This is a genomic window from Achromobacter sp. Marseille-Q0513 (assembly GCF_018195695.1).
GTDB lineage: Bacteria > Pseudomonadota > Gammaproteobacteria > Burkholderiales > Burkholderiaceae_B > Achromobacter.
On sequence record NZ_JAGTJY010000546.1, the window covers coordinates 1 to 434 of the forward strand.

Annotated in this window: 1 protein-coding gene; it reads right to left on the bottom strand. The window is 60.8% G+C overall.

Annotated features, from left to right (window positions below; all coding sequences use genetic code 11):
- The coding region (gene stbB, locus KDH83_RS31695) for a StbB family protein (RefSeq protein WP_283093872.1) at positions 1-434 on the bottom strand (434 nt) is incomplete at both ends.

Genomic DNA, 434 nt, shown 5'->3' on the forward strand with positions numbered 1-434 from the left:
GTGTGCATAGCCGAAGATGGCGGCGAATTCCTCATGTACATCCGCATCGACCCGATTGAATAGCACGCGCACGCGCTCGGCGGGTACGCCGATAGCCGCTAGGGCCTGAATGGATTTGATGGTCTCGCGCTGGGCTTTGCCAGAGCCAACAACCGGCAGCACGTAGTAGTCGATTTCGAGATGTGCCTCGTCGTACTTCACGAGTTCGGTCAGGAATGCCTCGATGTTCGACGCGCCCACGTCGATGATCGCAGACTCGGCCATCAGCAGTTTGCGGAATAGGCGGCCGAAATGCTCGCCGCGCATCTGTTCTACGGGCAGTCCGAGATCGGCAGCGCTTTCATTCGTGGACTCGACGGCGATGATCTCGGCGCCGGGCATGCGCGGGGCGAAGAGATGGCTTGCGGCGACGGTCTTGCCGACGGATCCAGAGT